Source organism: Stenotrophomonas sp. YJH_SMC_27 (assembly GCF_059369815.1).
This window is the reverse complement of the sequence record NZ_JCAFTA010000017.1, coordinates 1-18826: the sequence shown is the minus strand read 5'-3', so window position 1 is coordinate 18826 and position 18826 is coordinate 1. Positions and strand designations below refer to the sequence as shown.

At 66.4% G+C, this 18826-nt stretch carries 14 protein-coding genes; 6 read left to right on the top strand and 8 right to left on the bottom strand.

The genetic code is table 11. The annotated features are described in order from the left end of the window. Window positions 1–34 precede the first annotated feature (34 nt). Window positions 35–1276: a phosphoglycerate dehydrogenase gene (serA, locus tag AC5P7R_RS19610; RefSeq protein WP_019661444.1), complete on the top strand. Its 1242-nt coding sequence runs from the start codon at window positions 35–37 to the stop codon at window positions 1274–1276. A 76-nt stretch (window positions 1277–1352) separates the two neighbouring features. Here serA and AC5P7R_RS19605 read toward each other — a convergent pair whose 3' ends face one another. Then, window positions 1353–1745, bottom strand: coding sequence for a hypothetical protein (locus AC5P7R_RS19605; protein WP_021204533.1), 393 nt, complete (start codon window positions 1743–1745; stop codon window positions 1353–1355). Continuing rightward, a complete protein-coding gene (locus AC5P7R_RS19600; RefSeq protein ID WP_005416355.1) occupies window positions 1745–2359 on the bottom strand; it encodes an NUDIX hydrolase in 615 nt (204 codons plus the stop codon). Before AC5P7R_RS19600 ends, AC5P7R_RS19605 begins: the two co-directional genes overlap by 1 nt. Before the next feature lie 132 nt (window positions 2360–2491). Between AC5P7R_RS19600 and AC5P7R_RS19595 the strand changes: the two genes are divergently transcribed. From AC5P7R_RS19595 to mtnC, 5 genes are all read left to right on the top strand, one after another. Next, entirely contained in the window at window positions 2492–3967 is a 1476-nt protein-coding gene (locus tag AC5P7R_RS19595; protein ID WP_005416354.1) for an amino acid permease, read from the top strand. A gap of 82 nt (window positions 3968–4049) precedes the next feature. Next, on the top strand, window positions 4050–5477 hold the full coding sequence (locus AC5P7R_RS19590; RefSeq protein WP_134735693.1) for an amino acid permease: 1428 nt from the start codon (window positions 4050–4052) through the stop codon (window positions 5475–5477). Window positions 5478–6051: 574 nt separating this feature from the next. Beyond that, the gene (locus tag AC5P7R_RS19585) at window positions 6052–6693 is read left to right on the top strand and encodes a methylthioribulose 1-phosphate dehydratase (protein ID WP_026347187.1); all 642 of its coding nucleotides are present in this window, start codon (window positions 6052–6054) and stop codon (window positions 6691–6693) included. Window positions 6694–6784: 91 nt separating this feature from the next. Beyond that, window positions 6785–7342 (top strand): 1,2-dihydroxy-3-keto-5-methylthiopentene dioxygenase, encoded by a 558-nt coding sequence (locus AC5P7R_RS19580; protein ID WP_021204389.1) that lies wholly within the window; start codon window positions 6785–6787, stop codon window positions 7340–7342. Between the two features lie 3 nt (window positions 7343–7345). Continuing rightward, window positions 7346–8041 (top strand): acireductone synthase, encoded by a 696-nt coding sequence (gene mtnC, locus AC5P7R_RS19575; RefSeq protein WP_188250572.1) that lies wholly within the window; start codon window positions 7346–7348, stop codon window positions 8039–8041. A 129-nt stretch (window positions 8042–8170) separates the two neighbouring features. Here mtnC and AC5P7R_RS19570 read toward each other — a convergent pair whose 3' ends face one another. The 6 genes from AC5P7R_RS19570 to AC5P7R_RS19545 form a co-directional block, all read right to left on the bottom strand. Beyond that, entirely contained in the window at window positions 8171–10789 is a 2619-nt protein-coding gene (locus tag AC5P7R_RS19570; RefSeq protein ID WP_478436471.1) for a beta-mannosidase, read from the bottom strand. A gap of 101 nt (window positions 10790–10890) precedes the next feature. Next, window positions 10891–12117, bottom strand: a complete 1227-nt coding sequence (locus tag AC5P7R_RS19565; protein WP_346484360.1) for an AGE family epimerase/isomerase — start codon at window positions 12115–12117, stop codon at window positions 10891–10893. Continuing rightward, complete coding sequence (locus AC5P7R_RS19560) at window positions 12114–13109, bottom strand: carbohydrate kinase family protein (RefSeq protein WP_478436469.1); 996 nt, start codon at window positions 13107–13109, stop codon at window positions 12114–12116. The genes AC5P7R_RS19565 and AC5P7R_RS19560 overlap by 4 nt, the downstream gene beginning before the upstream one ends. 7 nt (window positions 13110–13116) lie before the next feature. Continuing rightward, window positions 13117–14430, bottom strand: a complete 1314-nt coding sequence (fucP, locus tag AC5P7R_RS19555; protein WP_019661435.1) for an L-fucose:H+ symporter permease — start codon at window positions 14428–14430, stop codon at window positions 13117–13119. A 60-nt stretch (window positions 14431–14490) separates the two neighbouring features. Further along, window positions 14491–15540 carry a LacI family DNA-binding transcriptional regulator gene (locus AC5P7R_RS19550; protein WP_057499695.1) on the bottom strand — a complete coding sequence of 350 codons (1050 nt, stop codon included), beginning with the start codon at window positions 15538–15540 and terminating at the stop codon, window positions 14491–14493. Between the two features lie 96 nt (window positions 15541–15636). Continuing rightward, the gene (locus AC5P7R_RS19545) at window positions 15637–18102 is read right to left on the bottom strand and encodes a GH92 family glycosyl hydrolase (RefSeq protein WP_180832915.1); all 2466 of its coding nucleotides are present in this window, start codon (window positions 18100–18102) and stop codon (window positions 15637–15639) included. Window positions 18103–18826 lie beyond the last annotated feature (724 nt).

The following is an 18826-nucleotide window of genomic DNA, read 5'->3' as shown; positions in this document are numbered from 1 at the left end:
TGGTTGGCCCCTGTCCCACTGGCCGTGTTGCCCCATGTCGCCGAAGAAGACCTCGTTCCCGAAGCAGGATATCCGCGTGCTGTTGCTGGAGGGGGTCAGCCAGACCGCCGTGGAGGTGTTCAGCGCGGCCGGCTACAGCCAGATCGAGGCGCACACCAAGGCACTGCCCGAGGACGAATTGAAGGCGCGCATCGCCGAGGCGCACATCGTCGGCATCCGCTCGCGCACCCAGCTCAGCGCCGAGGTGCTGGCCGAGGCCAAGCGCCTGATCGCGGTGGGCTGCTTCTGCATCGGCACCAACCAGGTCGACCTGGACGCGGCCGAACTGGCCGGCATCCCGGTGTTCAACGCGCCCTACTCCAACACCCGCAGCGTGGCCGAACTGGTGATCGCCGAGGCGATCATGCTGACCCGTGGCATTCCGCAGAAGAACGCCGAATGCCATCGCGGCGGCTGGTCGAAGTCAGCCAGCGGCAGCCATGAAGTGCGCGGCAAGACGCTGGGCATCATTGGTTACGGCCACATCGGCACCCAGGTCGGCGTGCTGGCCGAATCGCTGGGCATGCAGGTGATCTTCCACGACGTGGAAACCAAGCTGGCGCTGGGCAATGCCCGTGCAGCGGCCAGCCTGGACGACCTGCTGGCGCGCGCCGACATCGTCACCCTGCACGTGCCGGAGACCCCGTCCACGCAGTGGATGATCGGCAGCACCGAGCTGGCGAAGATGCGCAAGGGCGCGCACCTGATCAACGCCGCGCGCGGCACCGTGGTCGACATCGATGCGCTGGACGCGGCCCTGGCCAGCGGCCACGTCGGTGGCGCCGCGCTGGACGTGTTCCCGGTCGAGCCGAAGGGCAACGGCGATATCTTCGAATCGCCGCTGACCCGCCACGACAACGTCATCCTCACCCCGCACGTCGGCGGCAGCACGCTGGAAGCGCAGGACAACATCGGCGTGGAAGTGGCGGCCAAGCTGGTGCGCTACAGCGACAACGGCAGCACCCTGTCGGCGGTCAACTTCCCGGAAGTGACCCTGCCCGAACACGAAGACAGCCTGCGCCTGCTGCACATCCACCAGAACGTGCCGGGCGTGCTGTCCAAGGTCAACGAGATCTTCTCGCGCCACAACGTCAACATCGACGGCCAGTTCCTGCGCACCGACCCGAAGGTGGGTTACGTGGTGATCGACATCACCGCCAGCGAGGCGCAGGCCGCCGCCGTGCGCGACGAGCTGGCCGCGATTCCGGGCACGCTGCGGACGCGCATCCTGTATTGAGCAAGGCGTCGCCGGGCATGCCCCGGCGGATTGCTTCCGGCATCGCGCCATCCACGCATGGCGTGGATGGAACACCTCAGAACCTTACGGCGTGGAGGTTCTTGTAAAAGTCCCAATGGATCAGAACCCTGTCTTCCATCGACAGGAACAGCGTATCGACGAAATCCAGCTCCTCGGCATGAGCCAGCCAGTCCTGCAGGCGGCTGCCCAGTGAAGGTACCGCCCCATCCACCTGGACAACCGTCAACGCAGCCTCGCTTGGCAAGCCAACAGCATCTGCAATGGCGCTCAACTCCTGCGCCAGCCGCTCCCGCCCCACCCCGGGGACCTCCAGGCGCGATGGCACGCGCTCCCAGTCGATGCATGTGATGACTGGCAATGCAGCCTTGATCATCGCAAGGGCAGCATCCTGCTTCGCCTCGCCACAGGCATGAGCCGCAACAAACGCGGCACAGCCGTCCGAGAGCATCAACGTGCCAGCCAGCGGCGCGCCATGCGCTGCATGGATTCATCCGATTCGGGGTCGGCCGCGACCTCGGTCACCGGCCGCCATGCCAGGTCAAGCGACTCCTCGCTGAGCACGAATGCCTCGCCACCGAGCGCGCGGATCACGAAACGCACGTCGTAGTGCCAGTGCCCCGGCACATCCTTGCGCTCCGGAATCCAGTGCTTGTCCAGATCGAAGATGGCCGGGTCTTCCAGCACCAGCCCGCTCAGGCCGGACTCCTCCTCGGCCTCCTTCAGCGCCACCTGGGCCAGGTCGCGGTCGCCGTCGGCGTGGCCACCCAGCTGCAGCCAGCGCTGCAGCTTCCGATGGTGGGTCAGCAGCAGGCGCTGGCCGTCGGCGCTGACCAGCCAGCAGCTCGCGGTGAAGTGGCCTGCAAGCCGCTCACGCCGGAACGGATCTTCCGGATCATCCAGCAATGTGCCGAATTCGGCAGCCAGTGCGTCGTGGGCGGGCTCGCGGCGGGCATAGTCCCGCAACAGACCGCGCAGGCGATCGTCAAGCACGGCAAGGGTTTCGGCGGTCTGGCGCATGAATGGGGGCGGTTCGGAAAAATACTGCTCATTATCGCCGTTCATTGTTGCGATTGCGCTTGTGCGTTGGCTTCAGCTTTGGCTAAGGTACAGCGGGCTGTTCGCACGGCCTTCACCATTCAAGGCAGCCGGCAACGTATCGGCCGCCCACCCCATCCGATCACTAGGAAGTACTGCATGCTGAAAGCTCTGTTGAGGGTCAAGCCGGTCCAGCCGGCCGGGCACGTCGATGCCGGCGAACCCATCGAAGGCAGCCTGGACGGCGAAGCCACGTTGAAACGGACCCTCACGGCTAAACACCTCATCCTGCTGGGCGTGGGTGCGGTGATCGGCGCAGGTATCTTCGTGCTGACCGGCCAGGCCGCAGCCAACCACGCGGGCCCGGCGGTCATGCTGTCGTTCGTGCTGGCCGGTTTCGCCTGTGCGCTGGCGGGCCTGTGCTATGCCGAGTTCGCGGCGATGATGCCGGTCTCCGGCAGTGCCTATTCCTATTCCTATGCCACCCTCGGCGAAGGCATGGCCTGGTTCATCGGCTGGTGCCTGGTGCTGGAGTACCTGTTCGCCTCGGCATCGGTCGCGGTGGGCTGGTCGGCCTACCTGATCAGTTTCATCACCACCACGCTGCACATGCCGTTCCCGGACCTGCTCAGCGCCGCGCCCATCGCCTGGACCGGCAGCGAGTTCGTCTCCTCCGGCAAGCTGTTCAACCTGCCTGCGGTGCTGATCGTGGCGGCGGTGTCCGGCCTGCTGTACGTGGGCGTGACCCAGTCGGCCTTCGTCAACGCCATCATCGTGGCGATCAAGGTCACCGTCATCTGCCTGTTCATCGGCATCGGCGCGGCCCATATCGACCCGGCCAACTGGCAGCCGTTCATCCCGGAAAACACCGGCGTGCCGGGTGAGTTCGGCTGGAGCGGCATCTTCCGCGCGGCCACCATCGTGTTCTTCGCCTATATCGGCTTCGATGCGGTCTCCACCGCCGCCGGCGAAACCAAAGACCCACAGCGCAACATGCCGATCGGCCTGCTCGGCTCGCTGGCGGTATGCACCATCGTCTACATCATCGTCTGCGCGGTACTGACCGGCATGATGCCGTACCACCTGCTGGGCACCGACAAGCCGGTGGCCACCGCACTGGAGCCCTACCCGACCTTGTCGTGGCTGAAGACCCTGGTCGAGATCGGCGCCATCGCCGGCCTGTCCTCGGTGGTGCTGGTGATGATGATGGGCCAGACCCGCATCGCCTACACCATTTCCCGCGACGGCCTGCTGCCGAAGTTCTTCGGCAAGGTCCACGCCCGGTTCCGCACGCCTTACTGGGCCACGATCGTGGTCGGCGTGATCGCCGCCGCGCTGGCCGGCCTGGTGCCGCTGAACGTGCTCGGCGAACTGGTGTCGATGGGCACCCTGCTGGCCTTCGCCACCGTCTGCATCGGCGTGCTGGTGCTGCGCTATACCAAGCCGGAGATCCATCGCCCGTTCCGCGTACCGGCGGTGTGGATCATCTGCCCGCTTGGCGCCGCGGCCTGCCTGTTCCTGTTCTGGCAGGCGTTCGTGGTGCACTGGCACCTGTTCGTCGGCTGGACCGTGCTGGGCATGCTGATTTACCTCGGCTACGGCATGCGCAACAGCAAGCTGGCCAAGTCGCCCTGATCCGCCTACGGGCCGGCCTCGCGCCGGCCCGTCCGTTTTCCCCGCGCGCCGCTCTTGGCGCGCTTCGACAAGACCACCACACATGTTCAAGCAACTGTGGGCCACCAAGCACCCGCATGCCGCCCATGAAGACGCCAACGGCCTGAGCCTGCGCCGCCACCTAGGCCCCTGGGGGCTGACCGCCCTCGGCATCGGCGCGGTGATCGGCGGCGGCATCTTCGTCATCACCGGCCAGGCGGCCGCCAACCACGCCGGCCCCGCGATCATGCTGTCGTTCGTGCTGGCCGCCATCTGCTGCGCCTTCTGCGCGCTGGCCTACGCCGAGTTCGCCTCGATGGTGCCGGTTTCCGGCAGCGCCTATACCTATACCTACGCCACCTTCGGCGAACTGTCGGCCTGGTTCATCGGCTGGATGCTGGTGCTCGAATACGGCGTCTCTGCGTCGGCGGTGGCGGTCAGCTGGACCGGCTACTTCCTCAGCCTGCTCAGCCAGTTCGACATCCATCTACCGGCGGCGCTGGTCAGTGCGCCACTGGACGCACAGCTGCGCCCCACCGGTGCTATCGCCAACCTGCCGGCCGCTGCGCTGGTACTGCTGCTGACCTGGCTGTGCTACGTCGGCATCAGCAAGTCATCGGCAATGAACATGGCGATGGTCGTGCTCAAGACCGGCCTCATCCTGCTGGTCATCGTGGTCGGCTGGAAGTACGTGGACACCAGCAACTGGACCCCGTTCATTCCGGCCAATGAAGGCCCGGGCAAGTACGGCATGGAAGGCGTGCTGCGTGGCGCGGCGATGGTGTTCTTCGCCTACATCGGTTTCGAGGCGGTATCGGTGGCGGCCCAGGAATCGAAGAACCCGCAGCGTGACATGCCGATCGGCATGATGCTGTCGCTGGTGATCTGCACCGTGCTGTACATCGCGATGGCCGCAGTGATGACTGGCCTGGTGCCGTTCCAGCTGCTGGGCACCGACGAGCCGGTGGTGACTGCCGTGGCCGCACACCCGCAGCTGGGCTGGCTGCGCTGGGTGGTCGAGGTCGGCGCGCTGGTCGGCCTGTCATCGGTAGTGCTGGTGATGATCATCGGCCAGCCGCGCATCTTCATGATCATGGGCCGCGACGGTCTGCTGCCGCCGGTGTTCACCAGGATCCACCCGAAGTACCGCACCCCGCACATCAACACGGTGATCACCGGCATCGGCATCGCGCTGCTGGCGGCGCTGTTCCCGCTGGACATTCTCGGCGAGCTGACCTCGATGGGCACGCTGATTGCGTTCGCGGCGGTCTGCGCCGGCGTGCTGATCCTGCGCCGCACCCAACCGGACCTGCCGCGCCCTTTCCGCATGCCGATGGCCTGGCTGATCTGCAGCCTGGGCGTGCTGAGCTGCCTGGCGCTGCTGTCGGCGATGACGATGCACAACTGGATGCTGATGGGCGTCTGGACCTTCGTCGGTTTCGTGATCTATTTCTGCTACGGCTTCAGGCACAGCCGCCTGCGGGGGAAGTAAGGTTTTGCATTGCAGGGCCTGCGGCCCTGCACCCGCTTTTGAAGCCGGAGCAACGGCAACGGCAACAGCTGGGTTGAAGGTTTGGCGGGGCGGGTTGGGTTCGCGGGGGACGCCGTTAACCCGTCCCTGGGGGCTTGGCCGCGGCATCCATGCCGCGGACACCCCCGCGAACCCAACCCGCCCCACCTCCGACAGTCTGCTGGCACGTCCAGTAGATCCACGCCATGCGTGGATGAATTCATCCGGGAAATGAATTTTCTCCGTTCGATGAATCCTCTGTAGAGCGGAGCCATGCTCCGCTCCGAGCAAGCGCAGCGAAGCGACCCGCTTTTCGCTTTTCCTTCTTCACTCCGTGGCCGGCCGCGCGCCGGAACCTGTCAGAGGCGGGGCGGGTGGGCGTTGCAGGGGCGTTGGCGCCATGGATGGCGCCATCGAGCTTACAGGGACGTACTTGCAGCGTCCCCTGCACGGCCCACCCGCCCCGCCACCTCCATGAACCGCTTTCCGTGACCAACCAACCACCTCTCAGCCACGAGGGGCTCAGCCGTTGGCCGAATCCAGTAAAATCGCCGACATGAACGCCCCCACCTTCCCGTACGACACCGCGCGCCTGAGCGAACTGGCCCAGCTGCTGATCGACAACATCCGCGAACTGGCCCACGCCGGCTGGACCCCGGCCACCAGCAGCAACTTCTCCCACCGCCTGGACGACCGCCACGCGGCGATCACCGTCTCGGGCAAGGACAAGGGCCGCCTGATCGAGGATGACATCATGGTGGTGGACTTCGACGGCCAGGCCGTGGGCCGTCCGTTGCGCCCGTCCGCCGAGACCCTGCTGCACACCCAGCTGTACCGCCGCTTCCCGGAGGTCGGCTGCGTGCTGCATACGCATTCGCCGGTGCAGACCATCGCCTCGCGCCTGTATGCGCCGCAGGGCCACATCCGCCTGGAGGGTTACGAGCTGCTGAAGGCCTTCGCCGGCAACAGCACCCACGAGATGGCCATCGACGTGCCGGTGTTCGCCAATACCCAGGACATGAACGTGCTTTCGCAGCAGGTCGATGACCTGCTCGACCGGCAGAACCTGTGGGGCTACCTGATCGACGGCCATGGGCTGTACGCCTGGGGCCGCGATATGGCCGAAGCACGCCGCCACCTGGAAGCGTTCGAATTCCTGTTCCACTGCGAACTGGAACTGCGCAAGCTGCGCAGCTGAACCGGCGCGCAGGTGCAGATGCCGATCCGGAATCTGCGCCCCGCCCCCACCCTGCTACCCTGTCTTCCCCCGAGACGTTCAAGCTGCCGCCATGAGCCGACTGCGCATCTACGACGACACCCGCCCCGAATCGCCGCTGCTGGACACCCAGGACGGCGCGGTCATCGCTGCCGAACTGCAGAAGATCGGCGTCACCTTCGAGCGCTGGCAGGCCACCGCGCCAGTCGCGCCGGGCGCCAGCCAGGAGGAAGTGTTCGCCGCCTACCGTGCGGACATCGACCGCCTGGTCGCCGAGCGCGGCTTCAAGAGCGTGGACGTGGCCTCGATCGCCCCGGACAACCCGAACCGCGCCGAGCTGCGCAAGAAGTTCCTCGACGAGCACTTCCACAAGGAAGACGAGGTGCGCTTCTTCGTCGCCGGCTCCGGCCTGTTCACCCTGCACGTGGGTGACAAGGTCTATGAGATCGAGTGCGTGAAGGACGACCTGATCGCCGTGCCCGATGGCACCACCCACTGGTTCGACATGGGCGAGGAACCGAGTTTCGTGGCGATCCGCTTCTTCACCGAGCCGGACGGCTGGGTGGGTCATTTCACCGGCACCGACATCGCGCAGAAGTTCCCCCGTTACGTACCCACCCAGGCGTCCTGATCCATGCAAGCCCGCGTCATCCTGACCGACATCGAAGGCACCACCAGCAGCATCTCGTTCGTCAAGAACGTGCTGTTCCCCTATGCGCGCAAGGCGTTGCCGGCGTTTGTCGCCGAGCATGGCCAGCAGCCGGACGTCCGCCGCTGGCTGGATGCGGTGGCTACCGAGATCGGCGGTGCCTGCCAGGACAGCCTGGTGGCCGAAACGCTGCAGGGCTGGATCGACCAGGACCGCAAGCACACCGCCCTGAAGGCGCTGCAGGGGCTGATCTGGGACGAAGGATACCGCCGTGGCGACTACACCGCGCACTTCTACCCGGAAGTGGCGCCGGTGCTGAAGGGCTGGCACGCTTCCGGCCTGCCGCTGTACGTGTACTCCTCCGGTTCGGTGCCGGCGCAGAAGCTGTTCTTCGGCTTCAGCGATGCCGGTGACCTCAGCCCGCTGGTGTCGGGCTGGTTCGATACCGAGATCGGCGGCAAGCGCGAGGCCGACAGCTACCGCCGCATCGTGCAGGCCATCGGCCTACCGGCCGGCGAGATCCTGTTCCTGTCCGATGTGGTGGAAGAGCTGGATGCCGCCCGTGAAGCCGGCCTGCAGACGCGCCTGATCGACCGCCGCGACGACTACCCGATGCCGCGCACCGGCCAGGCCGCCAATGGCCACGAGCGGGTCGAGAACTTCCAGCAGATCCAACTGTAAAAAAGAAGGGTGTGCGGACCAACGGTCCGCACCTACCCGGCTCCGCTTCTGGTAGTTGCCAACCTTGGTTGGCATACGGCCGATGTGTCAACCAAGGTTGACACCTACCAGAACATGGTTCACCTGCCCTCATCGATCGTTGAGGGTTTTCACCTTCAGCGCTTCGCGCAGGGTAACCAGATCCACCGGGCCACGCACCGCGATATCGCGGATTTCGCCCGGCAGCAAGTCCAGCAGGTTGTCTTCGACCTGCACATCCAATGCACCGAAATCAATCCACGCCGCGCGCACGTAAGCCGCGCTTTCCAGCCGTAGTCGATAGTGGTCGCCTTCGATGGACAACGTGGCCTTGAGCTTCTGCCGCGGCAACATCTGGTCCTTGGCTTCGACGAATCCGACCACCTGCCGCGCGCTCACCGCCCCGTTCTGCAGCAGCTCGAACACGGCCACCGTGCGCTTCGGGTCGGCACCGGCCAGCAGCTCGGCATCGCGGAAATCACCGATCGAGGTCACACCCGACGCCGCCAGCGTCACCGCGTCCTCGCGACGGCGCAGCACCTTCCCTTCCACGTCCATCACCCGCAGCCGCCAACGTGCATCCAGCGCCGCACCGTCATTGATCAGGCGTACCCGCGTACTGCCCTCATCGCGCAGCGCCGCTACCGTGACCGGCGCGAAGAAGCGCCGCGCGGCGAAGTGCAGCGCCTTCCAGCGACCGAAGTAGTCCACGCTGGACCATGAAGCACCCGGCCAGACATCGTTGAGCTGCCAGTACAGCGAGCCCATCGTGTACGGCCGCGAAGCGCGATGGTGCAACGCGGCCAGCGCGATGCCATCGGCCTGCATCACCTGGCTGAGGTAGACAAAGTCCTCGAAGTCCTTCGGCGTGCCGTAACCCAGTTCGATGTAGTGCAGCAGGCGGCTGTTGCCCTCGCCGGCCATGAATTTCTGGTGCGCGCGGATCACCGGGCTGTCGATGCGCTGCTCGGCGCGGGTGGCGATCTGGTCCACGGTGGCCACCGACGGCCATGCCTGCAGGCCGTACTCGGACATGAAGCGCGGCGTCTCGCGCAGGTAAGCCTGCACCGGCAGCGCCGGATTGCCCCAGACCTGCCAGTAGTGCTTGTCGCCACGGGTCGAGTCGTTCGCCTTTTCGTCCAGGTCGTTGCTGGGCGAGCTGGACCAGTACGGCACGCCCAGCCCCTCCTCCCCCACTACCTGACGCAGATCATTGCCGAACAGGTCGACATAGCCCTGCCAGACCTTCGCTGCAAACGCAGGGTCGGCTGCCTTCAGGTCGCGACCGTGGCCCCAGTCCTTCCAGGCGGTTTCTTCCTCGTTGTTGCCACACCACAGCACGATGCTGGGGTGATGGCGCAGCCGGCGCACATTGTCGCGTGCCTCGGCCACCACGCTGGCACGGAAGGCCGGATCGTAGCCCGGCTGCATGCCACCACCGAACATGAAGTCCTGCCAGACCAGCAGGCCCAGTTCGTCGGCGATGTCGAAGAACGCATCGTCCTCGTAGTAGCCGCCACCCCAGTTGCGCAGCATGTTCATGTTGGCGTCGCGTGCGGCGGTCAGCACCTGGCGCAGGCGCGCGGCGTCGACCCGTGCGGGGGAGGCATCGAACGGAATGACGTTGGCGCCCTTGGCGAAGATCTCCACGCCGTTGATGACGAAAGCGAAGCCCTGCCCGCCCTTGCCGTCTTCCTCGCGGCGCAGTTCAACCGTGCGCAGGCCGATGCGCTGCTCGCGCACCAGCTCCGGCGCGCCACCTTGGTCCAGGCAGGCCCGCACCGTGTAGCGGTCCTGCGCGCCGTGGCCGACTGGCCACCAGCGCCGCGGATCGGCCAGTTCAACCGGAACCTCGATGCTGTTCTGGCCGGGCTTCAGCAGCACCGTGCGCTGCACCTGGGCCACGTTGCGGCCCTGCGGATCCTGCACATCCACATTCACCACGGCCGAGCCCGCCGCCGCACCCTGCTCCACTCGCAGCAGCACGGCCAGCTTCGCCTGCTCCGCGCTCAATGCATCCGTGCGCACCGCAAGATCGGTCAGGCGGTGCGCGTCCCAAGCCTGCAGATCGATTCCGCGCCAGACGCCGGCGGTGACATAGCGCGGACCCCAGTCCCAGCCGAAGTGGTAGGCCGGCTTGCGCGCGAAGTTGCCGACCATCGCGTCCTTCGGCTCATCGCCATACGGCGACGGGTAGTTGCCAGCGATCTTGTGCGGCATTGCCTGCACGCCCGGCAGCAGGGTGCGGATCGGCGAACGGAACACGATCTGCAGTTCATTGTTGCTCGCACGGAGGCGGCCTTCGACCCGGGCACGCCACGTGCGGTGTGCGTTGTCCGCGCGCAGCAGCGGCTTTCCGTTGAGGCTGACTTCGGCATAAGTGTCCAGCCCGTCGAAGCGCAGTTCGGCATTGGGCTTGGCCAGCATCGCCGCGTCCATGTCGAAGCGCGCGCGGTACTCCCAAGCCGCCAGGCCGATCCACTGCAGTTCGGCCTCGGGCGCACCGACATACGGATCACGGATCAATTCGTGAGCCAGCAGGTCGGTGTGCACGCTGCCCGGCACCGTCGCCGCCCGCCATTGCTGCAGGCCCGGATGGGCTGCACCCTGCGCGTCGCCGGGCAGCATGCGGAACTCCCACTGTGCCTGCAGCGGCGCTGCAGCTACCGGGAAGGAGGAGGCTGCAACCAGCAGCAGGAGCAGACGGACAACGAGGGGAAGGCGATGCACGGGATGCTCCTGTTTTTCCGCCGGGCATGGCCCGGCGCTACCAATTCAACACGCCACGGTAGCGCCGGACCACGTCCGGCGAGCGCGCAGCGCGGCAGACCTCAACGCACGACGTTCAACACTTCGTAGCATGCACCCATGGTGTGGTAATCCACCTTGCCGGCCGGGCTCTTCTCGTCGCTGTACTTGCGATTGTCGGCATCGAGGATGCGGAACCAGGCGCCGTACCGGTGATCGACGAAGTGTTCCCACGAATACGCCCAGATACGCTGGTACCACTGCCAATAGCGGTCATCGCCGGTACGCTTGGCCATCAGTGCGGCGGTCGCCAGCGTCTCCGCCTGCACCCAGAAATACTTGTCGTCGTCGCAGACGAAACTGTCGCCACCGATCGGGGCGCCATCCATGCCCGGCTGCCGGCGCGATTCCGGCGCGAAACCGTAGTACAGGCCACCCCGCGCCTCGTCCCAGCTGCGCGCCACGGCCACGTCGAACAGGTGCTGCGCGGTCGGCACCAGCCAATCGGCCTGCACATGGCGGTCCAGGATCAACAGCAGCTTGGCCCATTCGGTCTGGTGGCCCGGCTGGAAGCCCCACGGGCGGAACAGGTGCTTGGGGTCATCCAGGTTGTAATCCCAGTCGATCTCCCAGTTGGAATCGTAGTGCTCCCACACCAGGCCACCGGCCTTGGCGGCCTGGCGGCGGGTCATGTTGTCGGCCAGCTGCAGCGCGCGCTCCACATAGCGCTGTTCGCCGCTGGCCTCGAAGGCGGCCAGCATCGCCTCGCACATGTGCATGTTGGCGTTCTGGCCACGGTAGCCGGTGAAATTCCACTGCCCATCGGCTTCGTCCTTGTAGAGGCCGTGCTGCGGCTCCCAGAAATGCGCTTCCAGCAGCTGCCAGGTCTCGTCCATCCATGCGCGGGCCTGTTCGAGACCGGCCTTCAGTGCGCAGCTGTAGGCCAACAGGACGAACGCCACGCCATAGCAGTGGTTCATGTCGTCCTCGACCTTGCCATCGCGCAGGGTCCAGGCGTAGCCACCGGTGGCCGGATTGCGATGCACCTCGCGCAGATAGCGCACGCCATGCTCGACTGCGTCGCGGTATTCGGCGTTGCCGAACTCGCGGTATGCCATCGCGTAGTTGAAGACGAAACGGGTGCTGCTCACCAGGTGGCGGTGGCTGGCATCGTAGATGCTGCCGTCATCACGGAAGTAGTGGAAGAAGCCGCCGTTCGGATCGATGCAGCGCGGGTGGTAGAACGCCATCGTGTCGGCGATGTGCGCACGCAGGAACGCGGGTGAACGGAAATCGGGCGAGGTGCTCATGCGGTAATGTCCTGGTCCTGCAGCAGCTGCTGCACTTCATCGAGCGAGGGCATCGCGGCGAACGCGCCCTTGCGGGTAACAGCCAGAGCGCCGACCGCGGCACCGAAGCGCAGCGTGGCGGTGATCGCCTCCGGGTCCTGGCAGAACGCTGCAAAGCCTGCACCAGCCCCGCCACGCTCCAGCAGCCCAACCAGCACGCCACCGACGAAGGCATCGCCAGCAGCCGTGGTGTCGACCGTGGCCACGCGGAAACTGGTGACCGTGCCGTGGTTGTCGCGGGTGTACCAGTGCAGCGTGGCCGCACCGTCGGTGACGATGACCCAGCGCGCCTGCGCGGCCAGCAGGCGCCGCAGCACCGTCGCCTCGCCGTCACTGCCCAGCGGCGCGGCCAGGTAGTCCAGCTCCTCGCGCGACAGCTTGACCAGGTCGGCACGTTCCAGCGCCTGCCACAGGCGCGGCGTCGGGTCCTCGTTGGCCGGCCACAGCGCCGGGCGCAGATTGAGGTCCAGGCTGACCACCGCACCGGCGTCACGGGCGCGCTCCATGCCGGCGAAGGTCGCCTCGGCAATGGCCGGCTCGGTCAGGCTGTTGGAGCAGACATGGAAGCACTGCGCGCTGTCGAAGCACGCGGCTTGGAAGTCGCTGTCACTGAACAGCAGGTCGGCCGCCGGTGGGCGGTAGAAACTGAAGCTGCGCTCGCCGCTGGCATCCAGCGCGACGAAGGCCAGCGCGGTCTTTGCCGCATCGGTACGCACGATGTAATCCGTGCCCACGCCGTGCTCGGCCAGGCTGTCCGCCAGGAAGTCACCGAACATGTCTCGGCCCAGCATGCCGACGAAGTGGGTCTTCGCCCCCAGTCGCGCTGCCGCCACCGCAACGTTGGCCGGCGCACCGCCGGCGTACTGAAGGAATGCGCGCGGGGTGTCGGCCGAGGCCGGCGGCTGCGCTAGTAGATCGATCAAAATTTCGCCGAAGCAGACAATGGCACCCATTCCGGACTCAGCCTCCCTGCGTTGCGGAAGCCGGCGTACGTGCGCCGACCAGTCCGTAGAAAATGATGTAGCCGTAGCACAGCAGCGGCAGGATGAAGCTGGCCTGCACACCGATGTGGTCGGCCAGCACGCCCTGCAGGTACGGCACCACGGCACCGCCGACGATGGCCATGATCAGCAGGCTGGAGCCCTTGTTGGTCAGCGGCCCCAGGCGCTCGATGCTCAGCGCGAAGATGGTCGGGAACATGATCGAGTTGAACAGGCCGATCGCCACCACCGAGTACAGCGCGATGCTGCCAGAGGTCAGCATGGTCGTAACCAGCAGGGCCACGTTGACCAGCGCGAAGATCGCCAGCAGGCGGCTGGGCGAGAAGCGCGCCAGCAGCGCCGAGCCGGCGAAGCGGCCAATCATCGCCATCGTCCAGTAAGCCGACACGTAATGGGTGGCCTCCTGTTCGCTGAAGCCGCCGATGTTGGGCATCGACAGGTAATTGACCAGGAAGCTGCCGATCGACACTTCGGCACCGACGTAGAAGAAGATGCCCAGCACGCCCAGCAGCAGGTGGCGCTTGCGCAGTGCATCCAGGTAGCTGTGGTGGTGACCCTGATCAGCCTGCTCGGTGGCGTCGCTCAACGCCGGCAGGCGGAACAGGAACACGAACAGCGCCAGCAGTACCAACGCCACCGCCAGGCCCACGTATGGACCCTGCACGGCCTGCGCCTCGGCGGCACGGTAGGCCAGCTGCTCGGCGGCCGGCAGCGCCGCGATGTCATCGGCACTCTTCACCGTGTTGGACAGGATCAACATGCCGCCAAAGATCGGGGCGATGGCCGTGCCCAGCGAGTTCAACGCCTGCGCCAGGGTCAGGCGGCTTGAGCTGGTCTGCTCCGGTCCCAGCAGTGCGACGTACGGGTTGGCGGCGACCTGCAGCACCGTGATGCCGGTCGCCAGCACGAACAGTGCACCGAGGAAGGCGCCGTAGACGCGCAGCTCGGCCGCGGGCCAGAAACCCAGTGCGCCGATACCGGCGATCAGCAGGCCGGCCACGATGCCCTTCTTGTAGCCCAGCGCCGCCACCAGGCGTCCGGCCGGCAGCGACATCAGGAAATAGGTGCCGAAGAAGGTGAACTGCACCAGCATCGCCTTGGCGTAGTTCAGCTCGAACACCGCCTTCAGGTGCGGGATCAGGATGTCATTGAGGCAGGTCAGGAAGCCCCACATGAAGAAGATCGTGGTGACCACGGCCAGCGCCTTGCCGTTGGTGACGGCGGGTGCGTTGCCCGAAGAACCCGATGGACGGGGCGTTGCGGAGATCGGCATGCGGTACGCGCCTCGATGCGCGGAAGGTCGTTGTTGCGTGGAAGGGATGTATGAAAGGAATCAGTTCGGTCGCGCGGCACTGCTTTCGCGGATGCGCAGCTGCACCGGCGCGACCGTGCGCCGCGGCGGCGCATCCGGTTCATCCAGTCGTTGCAGAAGCAGCGCCGCAGCTTGCCGGCCACGCTCGCGCGGGTCGGCGGTCAACGTGGTCAGTGGCGGCACTGCCACCGCAGCCTCGGAAATATCATCGAAACCGGTAACGGCAAAATCGCCGCCCGGACGGATGCCACGCGAATTCAGGCCCAGCATCAGGCCCAACGCGACGGTGTCGTTGTAGCAGACCGCCGCACTCGGGCGATGGCCGTCGGCAAACAACTCATCGGTGCGCGCGGCGGCTTCCAGGCGGTTCGGTGCAGATTCGATCATCCAGCCCGGCGGCAGCGACAGACCGGCCTCGGCCAGCGCCTGCTGGAAACCGGCACGGCGCTGGTGGCACGAACTGGATGCGGCGTGGCCGCCGAAGAAAGCGATCTGGCGATGGCCGCGCTCGATCAGGTGGCGCGTGGCGAGATAGGCGCCGTGCTGGTTGTCGAGGGTGAGGAAATCCCAGTCAGCCCCTTCAAGCTCGCGGTTGAACAGCAGCACGTTGGCATTGGCACCCAGCGCCTGCCGCAGCAGCGTGGTATCACTGCCCTCGGCCGGCGACAGGATCAGGCCGGCCGGGGTGTGCTCCATCAGCGTGGACAGCACCGCCTGCTGGCGCTCCGGCGATTCGCCGGTGCTGCCCAGCAGGGTCACATAACCACGCCCGCCCAGCGCCTCATCCACACCGGATGCGAATTCGGCGAAGAACGGGTTGGACAGATCGTTGATCACCAGCGCGATGCTTGATGACGTGCGCCGGCGCAGGTTGGCCGCCGCGCGGTTGTAGACATAACGCTGGCGGCGCAGTTCGGCCTCGACCTTGGCGCGGGTATCGACGTTGACCAGTGGGCTGCCGCGCAGCACCAGCGACACCGTTGCCCGTGACACGCCGATGGCACGCGCGATGTCGGTCACCGTCACCGCCTTGCCGGCGCGTTTGCTGGGACTGCTGCCGTTGTCGTTCATCGTCTTCCCGGACTCCGCTGGATGCTCAAGCCTAATGGATCAGGGACCTGTCGTGCCGTGCCGTTCGCTGGGTCACCGCGAACGGCACAGTCCGTCTCAGCGCAGCTGGCTACCCGGTGCCGCGCACCAGGATACCGGCAGGTCCTTCACCGCAGTGCCCCAGCCCTGCTCCGGCGCCTTCGCGTCGAGCGCGAACTGCAGGCGCGGGCCCTGCTGCAGCTGGTTCCAGTCCAGCCAAACCGGCGCATGCGGCTGGCCATCGACCTGCACGCCCTGCACATACTGCAGACGGCGGCCATCGGCACCCGGCGCGTCGATGCGCAGCGTGCGGCCATTGCCCATGTCCACTTCCACCTTGCTGAAGCGCGGGGTGTGCAGCAGGAACTGGCCACTGCCCGGCACCGCCGGGTACACGCCGATGGCGCTGAACAGGTACCAGGCCGACATCGTGCCGAGGTCATCGTTGCCGGTCACGCCGTTGGGGGCATTGGTGAACAGCTGCTGCGCCGCACGCACCACGGCGGCGGTCTTCCACGGCTGGCCGATCAGTGTGTACAGCCACGGCGCGTGCAGGTCCGGCTCGTTGTTCGGGTTGTAGCGGAACTGGTTGTAATAGCTGTACGGCCCGACCACCCACGCCTTGCGGGCGGCATTGAGCGGGTCGGCCTGCAGCGCGTCCATCGCGAAGAACGCATCGAGGCGGCGGCCGGCCTGTTCGCGGCCGTCCATGGCTTCGACCAGGCCCGGCACGTCCTGCTGCGCCAGCCACTGGTACTGCCACGCCGTGCCTTCATGGAAACCGTGATGCGAGCGCGGGCTGTAGTGGCCATCGGCCGGGGTGTACCACTGGCCATCCTCGGTACGCGGGCGGGGGAAACCGGTGAAGCCGGTCTCGGCGTCACGCACCTGCGGGTCCCACACCTTCCGCCAGTTGCGGCCGCGCTCACGCAGCGTCGCCGCGTCCTGCGCATGGCCGAGGCCATCGGCCATCTGCGAAAGCGCACAGTCGGCCAGCGCGTATTCCAGCGTCGCCGAACCGCCGTGATGCGGATCGACGTCCATGCCCTTGGACGGGAACGCGCGGTCGTAGACCACGTAGCCCTTGTCCAGATAGGTCGGGTTGCCGGAGCGGCCAGCCATGCGCGAGTCCAGCGGCGGCGTGCCGAACGCGTTGCGGCGCAGCGCATCCCAGGCCTGCGATTCACGGCCCTTGAGCGCGCCGAAGCGCCACAGATCGACCATGAACGGCGTAACCGGATCGCCGGTCATGATGTTGGTCTCGAAATTGGCATAGCCCCAGCGCGGCAGCCAACCGCCCTGCTCGTCGATCGCCAGCAGGGTACGGCCGATGTCACGCGCCACGTCCGGGCGGGTCAGTGCCAGCCACTGGTTCTGCGCGCGGTAGGTATCCCACAGCGAGAAGTACTCGTAGTAGGTCCAGCCGTCGGCACGGTGGATGCCATCGTCATAGCCACGGTAGCGGCCGTCGGCGTCGTTGCCGGTCATCGGCTGGAGCAGCGCGTGGTAGACCGCGCTGTAGAACACCGCGCGGTCGTCGGCGTTGCCGCCCTGCACACGCACCCGGCCCAGCTGCTCACGCCACGACTGCTGGGACAACGCACGCATGCGGTCGAAACCGAGCAGCGCTCCACCCTGCATGCCATCTGCGCGCAGATTGATGCGCGCGCCTTCGGCATCCACGTGCGAGATTGCGCTGACCGCCGTCACCGACTGGCCCTTGGCCAGGTCGAAGGTCAGCCAGGCACCGTTCGGCTTCTGCTCGCCTTCCATGCTGTGCCGCGCACCCGGCAGGCCACCGCCCTCGCCCCAGGTGCCATGCGCCTTGAACGGACGGTCGAACTCGATGCGGAACCAGGTGGTGTACTGATGACCGCCACAGAAGCTCTTGGTCACCAGCTTGCCCTCGACTACACGGTCGCCGACCACATCGACCACGCTGCCGATCACTGAATGGCGTTCGTTGGCCTGGCCGACATTGACGAGGACGTGGCCATCGCCGCTGCGCTGGCTGAAGGTGTAGCGCTCGGCCGCGGCACGGGTACGCGCGGTCGCCTCGGCATCGATGCCGCCGTAGCTGGTCAGGCGCACCTTGTAGTAGCCAGCCTGGCCGATCTCGCCGTCATGGGTGTAGTTCGAGGCATACGTCTTGTGGTCGAATTTCTTGGGGTTTCCGGTATCGAAATCGCCGCCCGGGCCGATCGAGCCGGTCACCGGCAGCACCGACACCTGGCCGCCCTGTTCCCAGCAGCCGGCACCGGAGATGAAGGAGTGGCCAAAGCCACGGATCTTCTCGTCGTCATAGCGCCAACCCGAATAGTGGCTGCCGATCGGGCTGACCTGGATCAGGCCGAACGGCGCCGACGCGCCCGGGAACGTATTGCCGTCGTCCTTGCTGCCGATGAATGTATTGACCTCCCGCTCCAGCGCTGCCGGCGCGGCCTGCAACAGCATCGGCATGGCCGAAAGTGCCAACAGGCAGGCCAGGCGCGCCAGCGGGCGCGAGGTCGATGGGACGGCGGGAGCGGACGGCACTGGGCGCATGTCGGGTTCCTGTAGTCGATGACGCGGAGGCAGACGGCCGGGGTCGTTCGGCACCGTTCCGCTGAGTCCCGCCGTGACCGGCAGAGAGCTCCCCCTGGAATGACGCCCGACCCGCGCGGTCGTGAATTTAGATCGATTCAAGTAGAGCATGCAGGTTCAGCCGAATGCATTCTGCGGCGCAGCATGAGGGGGTGTTCGGCAGGGCTGCGCCCTGCACCGCTCCGAGCTGGAGCAACAGCAACAGCAACAGCAGAAGCTGGTTTCCTGTGGGGAGTCGGGCTGGGTCCGGTTGCGGGGGACGCTGCAAGTACGTCCATGTAAGCTCGGTCGCCGCATCCATGCGGCTCACGCCCCCGCAACCGGACCCACCCCGCCTTCGACAGATTTCCGCGATCTGTAGATCCACGCCATGCGTGGATGAATCTCTGTCGGATATCGAAATCAATCGGGGTCAGATCCGTTTTCCAACGGAAAACGGATCTGACCCCATGACCCCATGCCGCACCAGGATCAATCCAACCGTCACCGGGAAACTGTCAAAGGTGGGGCGGTGTGGGCTGGCAGGACCGTTGGCGCCATGGATGGCGCCATCGAGCCCCCAGGGGTGAGGGCGCTTTGCTTGCGAAGCACTGCTTCGCAAGCGCCCGAACGCCCAGCCGCCAGCGGCTGGGCCGGACCGCGGAGCGGGGTTTACGGCGTGTCCTGCCAGCCCACACCGCCCCGC

What these genes read in the sequence shown, in the direction of transcription:
- AC5P7R_RS19590 (WP_134735693.1), top strand. Translation starts at nt 4,050, where the DNA reads ATGTTCAAGCAACTGTGGGCCACCAAGCACCCGCATGCCGCCCATGAA.
- fucP (WP_019661435.1), bottom strand. Translation starts at nt 14,430, where the DNA reads ATGCCGATCTCCGCAACGCCCCGTCCATCGGGTTCTTCGGGCAACGCA.
- AC5P7R_RS19545 (WP_180832915.1), bottom strand. Translation starts at nt 18,102, where the DNA reads ATGCGCCCAGTGCCGTCCGCTCCCGCCGTCCCATCGACCTCGCGCCCG.
- AC5P7R_RS19550 (WP_057499695.1), bottom strand. Translation starts at nt 15,540, where the DNA reads ATGAACGACAACGGCAGCAGTCCCAGCAAACGCGCCGGCAAGGCGGTG.
- AC5P7R_RS19580 (WP_021204389.1), top strand. Translation starts at nt 6,785, where the DNA reads ATGAGCCGACTGCGCATCTACGACGACACCCGCCCCGAATCGCCGCTG.
- AC5P7R_RS19585 (WP_026347187.1), top strand. Translation starts at nt 6,052, where the DNA reads ATGAACGCCCCCACCTTCCCGTACGACACCGCGCGCCTGAGCGAACTG.
- AC5P7R_RS19565 (WP_346484360.1), bottom strand. Translation starts at nt 12,117, where the DNA reads ATGAGCACCTCGCCCGATTTCCGTTCACCCGCGTTCCTGCGTGCGCAC.
- AC5P7R_RS19595 (WP_005416354.1), top strand. Translation starts at nt 2,492, where the DNA reads ATGCTGAAAGCTCTGTTGAGGGTCAAGCCGGTCCAGCCGGCCGGGCAC.
- AC5P7R_RS19560 (WP_478436469.1), bottom strand. Translation starts at nt 13,109, where the DNA reads ATGGGTGCCATTGTCTGCTTCGGCGAAATTTTGATCGATCTACTAGCG.
- mtnC (WP_188250572.1), top strand. Translation starts at nt 7,346, where the DNA reads ATGCAAGCCCGCGTCATCCTGACCGACATCGAAGGCACCACCAGCAGC.
- AC5P7R_RS19605 (WP_021204533.1), bottom strand. Translation starts at nt 1,745, where the DNA reads ATGCTCTCGGACGGCTGTGCCGCGTTTGTTGCGGCTCATGCCTGTGGC.
- serA (WP_019661444.1), top strand. Translation starts at nt 35, where the DNA reads ATGTCGCCGAAGAAGACCTCGTTCCCGAAGCAGGATATCCGCGTGCTG.
- AC5P7R_RS19600 (WP_005416355.1), bottom strand. Translation starts at nt 2,359, where the DNA reads ATGAACGGCGATAATGAGCAGTATTTTTCCGAACCGCCCCCATTCATG.